This is a genomic window from Virgibacillus senegalensis (assembly GCF_000821245.2).
GTDB classification, from domain to species: domain Bacteria; phylum Bacillota; class Bacilli; order Bacillales; family Amphibacillaceae; genus Sediminibacillus; species Sediminibacillus senegalensis.
In genome coordinates this window covers 1,729,718-1,736,308 of sequence record NZ_LN611425.1, presented here as the reverse complement: position 1 = coordinate 1,736,308, position 6,591 = coordinate 1,729,718, and the positions used below count along the sequence as shown (strand labels likewise).

Here is a 6,591-nt window from a genome sequence, read left to right as displayed (position 1 = left end):
CGAGACCCCACAGCGGGCTTTGCGAGGAGGCTCGGGCGTTCGTCCGCGGAAAGCGAGTTTATTTCCTCTGCGGTCTGAGTAAAATAGCTGTTTTTAGAATGAGCCTTTCGATAAAGAGAGGGTGGAAGAAAAATCGCACCACCACATTTGACAGAGAACCGATGATCGAGACTCGACAGCGGGCATCGTGAGTCCCCGGTGTTCGTCCGCGCAAAGCGAATTTATATCCTCTCCGGCCAGCGTGAAATTAAACAAAAAATTTAAAGAAGGAAATAGCAAAATAAAAAATAAAATGCAATAGGTTATTTGTACCAAAAATTCGATAAACAGTTTATCATACCGTCTTATGCGGAATAACACTACTAAATACAGAAAAGGAGGTATTTTCATGGAACACGGTAAAGCACTTGGGATGAAAGCATTAATGGTGCTGCCCATCATGTGGATCGTGATGACCTTGTTTTTCAATGTGTCTTTCTGGAGCACGACAGTATTGGGAATTATTTTGATGGCAGTAGCTTATGCTCTTGGTGATATGATGATATTTCCACGTACGAGCAACATGATGGCAACAGTATCTGACTTTGTATTAGCGTTGATAGTGCTTTGGATAGGACTTGCAGTCATCGGAGCAGAAAGTACCTTTTTACCAGCGCTGGTTACAGCAGTTGTAATTGCTGCAGGTGAGTGGTTCTACCACAAATGGTTAGTGAAAAATAATATGGCGACGATTAGAGAAAGCCACAGGTTATCCGAAAGTCATTAATAAAACATCGTCTGTATAATAAAAAATAGCTCTCTAGTTCCTAGTGAACCAGAGAGCTATTTGTATAAGTAGAAGCATACATACCGTAAGATCGAATATGGACAACGCCAAAAGATAACATCAATCGTTTCATCCCCGTTAAACCAAGGAGGTGGAAAGTATTTCCGTCTCACAGGTGGTTTCAATAGTTTAGATTATCGACAAAAAATGATAAAATTAAACCTATCATCGATTGGAGTATAGGAATTACTGTCAAAAAAGGGGGAATAACAGATGAGAGAGTCCGTTATAGAAAATCACCCCAGTTATCACTGGGTACCTGCTGAGGGCAGTATGAAATTTGAAGGACAGGATGTTATTATTTTTTGGATTGAATCTGCTATGAAATCGTTTATAGATACCATAGAGGAAGTTTCCGGCAACGATGCAGCGAATGTAGTAATGGAAACGGCCGGATTTCGAATGGGGCATATTGTCAGCGATTTTTTTAAGGAAGATTGTATTAAAAATGTAGTCAACTCTTTTCCTGACATTTATTCAGGTGCAGGTTGGTGTGATTTGGAAATTGTCGATTTTTCAGAAGAAGAAAGAACAGCTGTTATCCGTGTGAGAAACAGTTGGGAGTACAAAGTAAATAAATTGCAGGGAAAACAAAAAATGAGTACCTTTTTGCCAGGTCACTTTGCAGGTACTTTAACTGGTCTGTTCGGACAAAACACTGGTTTCTCGATAATGAAAAGCCAACTTGAAGGGGCTGAGTATGATGAAATTCATTACTACCCTTCGGATGAATTCCCAATCCAGGATATCCATCACTTCACTAGGCTTAAGGAGCAGGAGGAGATTAATCGTCTGGAGCAAATGGTCGAGGAGAGGACAGAAACGTTAACCAATCTTGTTAAAGAGATTTCGTCTCCATTGATTCCCGTGCTGGAGGGTATCCTGGTAATGCCGTTTATTGGAAAGTATGATGAGGCACGGGCAGACGACTTGTTAAACCGTACAATGAAAAACTTACCGGATTATCATGCAAACTTTTTGATATTGGATGTGACCGGATTAGACGATGATTTGGACGCTTATTCGATTTCCCTTCTGCAAAACATGACGGAATCCTCTAAGTTACTTGGGATGAAAAGTGCCATTGTCGGTATATCCCCTCAATTAAGTATGAAACTGATTGAGGCCCAGGTTGACATGAAGGGGCTGAATTGCTTTTCCACCTTGAAACATGCGATTCACTTTGCATTGGCGGAGGAAGGAAAACAGATTATCGGGTAAGGAGTGGAATGATGAGTAAGATTAAAATGGAAATGTCGGAGAGACAGTACGAAAAGCTGATGGAGCTTGTATATATGGGGAACTGGCTGGTGAATGCTCATCGTAATGAGGAAATAGCATCATACAGCGAAATGGAACAATTCGTTTTTTCAAAATATGAAGACGCAGGCTTTGATGAATATGTCACATATGATAAAGAGGACGACTTTTACGAGCTTACATCGGAGCAAAAAGAAAAAGTTCACCGTTATATAAAAGAATTTGAGGATTATAATCTATGGGAAGAATTAACCTATCGGCTGGCAAATCGTGACTTGCTGCAGGAGCTTGGTCCAGTAGGGAAGCTTCAGCAGAAAGATATAGAAAGAAGGCTTGATTTGGCAGAACAGTATGAAAATGAGTTTATCAAGAATGGGTTGAAAAACGTTAAGGTGAACAAATCAAACTAGAAAAAGCAGCGCTCTCTTTTAGAGCGCTGCCTTTCTATACCATATAAAATGATGTTTATTCACTTGCCTCGGTTGTGTTAAAAAACATCTTTTCATCTTTATAGTTAGGTGTTTTTCCGTGGCGTTGCTTATCTTTCCCCATTTTTCCATCAGACTCGTAGCTTTGTTTGTAATTAACTTTATCTTTGTCTTTTTCCAAAATAAAAACTCCTTTTTCGTTTTAAGATTGCCCCATTTCGTGCTGTTATGCAAAACGCAGAAAAAGGAGAGGAGGTAGCTATCATGCTGGAACCGATCCCAGATCATTTACGGGAACATTTGAACATATTATTCGTAGGATTTAACCCCAGTATTAAATCATCTGAAACCGGCCATCATTATGCAAATCCGAACAACCGATTCTGGACGATTCTTTATCGCTCCGGTTTAACACCGGTAAAGCTAACCGCACAAGAGGATTTCCGGTTGTTGGAGTATGGGTACGGTTTGACTAATATCGTTGCCAGACCGACAAAGGAAGCAGCTGAAATAACAAAAGAAGAGTATCGACAGGGAAGAATCGAGCTTATGGGCAAAATCGAGCGCTACCAGCCGAAAACTGTCTGTTTTGTCGGGAAGGGCGTTTATCAACAGTATAGTAAAAATCGCAAAGTCATGTGGGGGTTGCAGGAAAATTCAGTGAGCCAGGCATCTGAATTTGTAGCACCATCGTCGAGTGGATTAGTCAGAATGAAGCTAGAGGAAATAATTGCTATCTATCATAAACTATCAACGTTTGTCACGAAAGGAGACGGTAAAACATGGAATTAGCCATCGTAACGGGAGCGTCCCGAGGTCTTGGGGCAGCTTTGGCCAAAAGGCTATTGCTGCAAGGAACAAGTGTTATCGGCATTTCCCGTCAGAATAATCAGGAGTTGCAAGAACTTGCAGAAGAAAAGAAGGTATCTTATGAGCACTTGTATTGTGATTTAGAGGATTTGGCACATGTCGAGAAAATTTTCACACAGGTCGGGGACAAGGTCTTTCAGGGGAAATATGAAGTGGTCTATCTAATCAATAACGCAGGAGTTGTCAGCCCGATAGATACAGCTGGCAATTATGATGCGGCCAGTTTAAGTAAACATGTTCACATTAATCAATTGGCTCCCATGACAACAACCAACGTATTGATTGCAAAAGCGGAGAAAACGTCTATCCCGTTTGTTATAGTCAATGTCACTTCCGGCGCAGCCAGCCGTTCTGTTTATGGCTGGAGCGCCTACAGCAGTACAAAAGCAGCACTCAACCGGTTTACTCAGACGGTAGCCCTTGAACAAGAGGCAAAGAAAACCGGAAATAAAGCAATATTATATGATCCCGGGAAAATGGATACAGACATGCAGGGAACAATCCGCTCGTCAACAGAAGACCAATTTCTAGATGTGGAGCAGTTTAAACAATTAAAAAGAGCCAATGAGTTGCGAGGAGCAGAAATTGTAGCGGATCACCTCGTTTCCGTACTCGACTTGGGAATCAATCTCGAAAATGGAAAGATGTACAGTATAAAGGACGAGGATTAAAATCGAAATAAAGAATGAAGAAAAATCATCAGCATCGCAAGCAGCTGGTGATTTTTCTTTATCGATTAAAAGTTTTTGTAGAGAGAATAGAATTGTTCCAAAACAATAGGGAAAGAATTCTCGTTTCTCTACTTTTTACATGAATGGCTTCTAACATGTTTGAGAGCGCTTTAATGAAGGGAAAGGATTACTATCAAATACTGGAAGCTTTCTGCTGTTAGACGATTTATACATCATGAAAAAAAGTTTGGAAATTTTAAAGGAAAGGAGATAGAAATGGCACTTAACGTTGCACAAAAATTGATAAAGGAACATTTGGTTTCAGGAAGCATGGAGGCGGGAGAAGAGATCGGGCTCAAAATTGATCAAACGTTGACACAGGATGCAACAGGTACGCTGGTTATGCTTGAATTGGAAGCGATGGGAATAGACCAGGTGAAGACGGAAGCTTCGGCCCAGTATGTCGATCATAACCTTATCCAGGTCGATCATAAAAATCCAGATGATCATCTATTTCTTGAAAGCGCAACCAGAAGATTCGGCGTCTACTTCAGTAAACCAGGTAATGGCGTGAGCCACCCGGTGCACATGCAGCGAATCGGAAAGCCAGGAAAAACAATGGTAGGTTCCGACAGTCACACGTGTGCTGCCGGCTCGATTGGAATGCTGGCAATGGGTGCGGGTGGAATGGAAGTAGCGCTTGCCATGGCCGGCCAGCCATTTTATGTGAAAATGCCTCAAATATGGGGAGTGAAACTAACAGGTGAATTGCCGGATTGGGTCAGTGCAAAGGATGTTATTCTGGAATTATTGAGACGGCATGGTGTAAAAGGCGGTGTCGGAAAAATTCTGGAATTTCACGGACCGGGAGTCAGCCAGCTGGGAGCCATGGACCGTCACGTGATAGCCAATATGGGAGCTGAACTTGGAGCAACCACGACCGTTTTTCCATCTGATGAAGAAGTGAAGAATTTTCTTGAGATGGAGCAGCGCGGTGAAGATTGGATCGAGCTGACGGCAGATAAGGGAGCATCCTATGATTTGGAAGAAGAAATCAATTTATCAACCTTGGAACCGTTAATCGCCAAGCCATCCAGTCCTGGAAATGTCGTTCCTGTTCGGGAAGTGGCTGGAGAACCAATTTATCAAGCTTATATCGGCTCATCAGCAAATCCAGGGTATCGAGATGTGGCGGTTGTGGCAGAAATTTTAAAGGGAAAAAAGGTTTCTAATAGTGTGTCGTTGGATATCAATCCTGCATCCCGTCAGCTTTTATCTGATATGACAAAGTCCGGATTGTTATTTGAACTAATTCAGGCTGGAGGAAGGCTTCACCAGGCAGGGTGCAACGGCTGTATCGGAATGGGGCAGGCTCCGGCAACCGGTAGAAACAGTTTACGGACCACGCCGCGTAACTTTCCTGGACGATCGGGTACAAAGGAAGATTCTGTTTTTCTGTGCAGTCCTGAGACAGCCGCTGCATCCGCTCTAATGGGAAAAATTACGGATCCCCGTGATTTGGATATGGAGTATCCGAAAGTAGAGCTTCCACAAAATCCGACGATTAATAATGAATTGCTGGAAAAACCGCTGCCATTGGAAGAAGCAAGGAAAACGGAGCTTGTAAAAGGACCGAACATCTCGAAAATACCAGAATTTGATGCATTGCCTAATGAGATGGAATTGCCCGTTTTATTCAAAGTAGGGGATGACATCTCAACAGACGAAATTTTGGCAGGTGGCGGACGTGTTCTTCCGTATCGAAGCAACTTGGAAGAAATCAGCAAGTTCACCTTTGAGATATTGGACGGAACCTATTATGAACGGGCAATGGAAATCCGGGACGCCGGCGGTCATGTGATTATAGGCGGCAGCAATTATGGGCAAGGATCAAGCCGTGAGCATGCAGCCTTGGCACCGCGTTACTTAGGGCTTCGGTTCGTTATCGTAAAAGATTATGCGAGAATACATTGGCAAAACCTTGTCAACTTCGGTGTATTGCCGTTGGAATTCGTCCATGAAGAAGATTACGACATGCTGGAAAAAGGAGATGTACTGCGGGTGAAAAACCTGCATAAATCATTGCCAGCCACGAGTGCAGTGGAGGTTGAAGTGAAAGGAAAAGGAGTAATCGATGCGAAGCACTCGCTTTCCAAACGGCAAATCGATGTGATGCTCCATGGCGGACTAATCAACTGGGTTAGGCAAGGTGAAGCGAAAAACAGTTAAGTAACTACGATAGGATTTATATAGGACAAGCTAGATTAAGGGCTTGTCCTTCATTTCCTTTAAAAAGCTTGTACCGGGCTCGGTCAACCGGTAAGTTTCATCAATCGAACCGGCATGGCGCCTTTGGATCGAAAGCATCTTCAACCAATTGAAGAATTTGCTTCCGGGTGTTCCGTCCGGTTGACAAAGTCGGGAGCTCCTCCATACCAAAAAAAGCGGCACCGCTTGTTTCCAATCCACCTGAGAGCTTTCCGTCAAGCACTTCACATTGAATAAACAATTTGTACACATGGTAAGGCATAGGCGG

At 42.8% G+C, this 6,591-nt stretch carries 7 protein-coding genes and 1 pseudogene; 6 read left to right on the top strand and 2 right to left on the bottom strand.

The features are described from left to right. The first annotated feature begins 388 nt into the window (after positions 1 to 388). The 3 genes from BN1067_RS19635 (at position 389) to BN1067_RS19625 (ending at position 2,496) form a co-directional block, all read left to right on the top strand. Complete coding sequence (locus BN1067_RS19635) at positions 389 to 766, top strand: DUF2512 family protein (protein WP_053220498.1); 378 nt, start codon at positions 389 to 391, stop codon at positions 764 to 766. Between the two features lie 273 nt (positions 767 to 1,039). Then, positions 1,040 to 2,047 carry an STAS domain-containing protein gene (locus BN1067_RS19630; RefSeq protein ID WP_053220497.1) on the top strand — a complete coding sequence of 336 codons (1,008 nt, stop codon included), beginning with the start codon at positions 1,040 to 1,042 and terminating at the stop codon, positions 2,045 to 2,047. Between the two features lie 11 nt (positions 2,048 to 2,058). After that, complete coding sequence (locus tag BN1067_RS19625) at positions 2,059 to 2,496, top strand: hypothetical protein (protein WP_053220496.1); 438 nt, start codon at positions 2,059 to 2,061, stop codon at positions 2,494 to 2,496. Positions 2,497 to 2,551: 55 nt separating this feature from the next. On the opposite strand, the gene BN1067_RS20025 is transcribed toward BN1067_RS19625, so the two are convergent. After that, positions 2,552 to 2,695 (bottom strand): hypothetical protein, encoded by a 144-nt coding sequence (locus BN1067_RS20025; RefSeq protein ID WP_199868575.1) that lies wholly within the window; start codon positions 2,693 to 2,695, stop codon positions 2,552 to 2,554. Positions 2,696 to 2,781: 86 nt separating this feature from the next. Here BN1067_RS20025 and mug point away from each other — a divergent pair, with 86 nt between their 5' ends. The 3 genes from mug (at position 2,782) to BN1067_RS19610 (ending at position 6,284) form a co-directional block, all read left to right on the top strand. Next, the gene (mug, locus tag BN1067_RS19620) at positions 2,782 to 3,306 is read left to right on the top strand and encodes a G/U mismatch-specific DNA glycosylase (protein WP_053220499.1); all 525 of its coding nucleotides are present in this window, start codon (positions 2,782 to 2,784) and stop codon (positions 3,304 to 3,306) included. After that, entirely contained in the window at positions 3,297 to 4,055 is a 759-nt protein-coding gene (locus BN1067_RS19615; RefSeq protein WP_053220495.1) for a (S)-benzoin forming benzil reductase, read from the top strand. Before mug ends, BN1067_RS19615 begins: the two co-directional genes overlap by 10 nt. A 276-nt stretch (positions 4,056 to 4,331) precedes the next feature. Then, complete coding sequence (locus BN1067_RS19610; RefSeq protein ID WP_053220494.1) at positions 4,332 to 6,284, top strand: aconitate hydratase; 1,953 nt, start codon at positions 4,332 to 4,334, stop codon at positions 6,282 to 6,284. 100 nt (positions 6,285 to 6,384) lie between these two features. Here BN1067_RS19610 and BN1067_RS19605 read toward each other — a convergent pair. After that, positions 6,385 to 6,591: pseudogene (locus tag BN1067_RS19605) on the bottom strand (ADP-ribose pyrophosphatase); the annotation flags it as partial.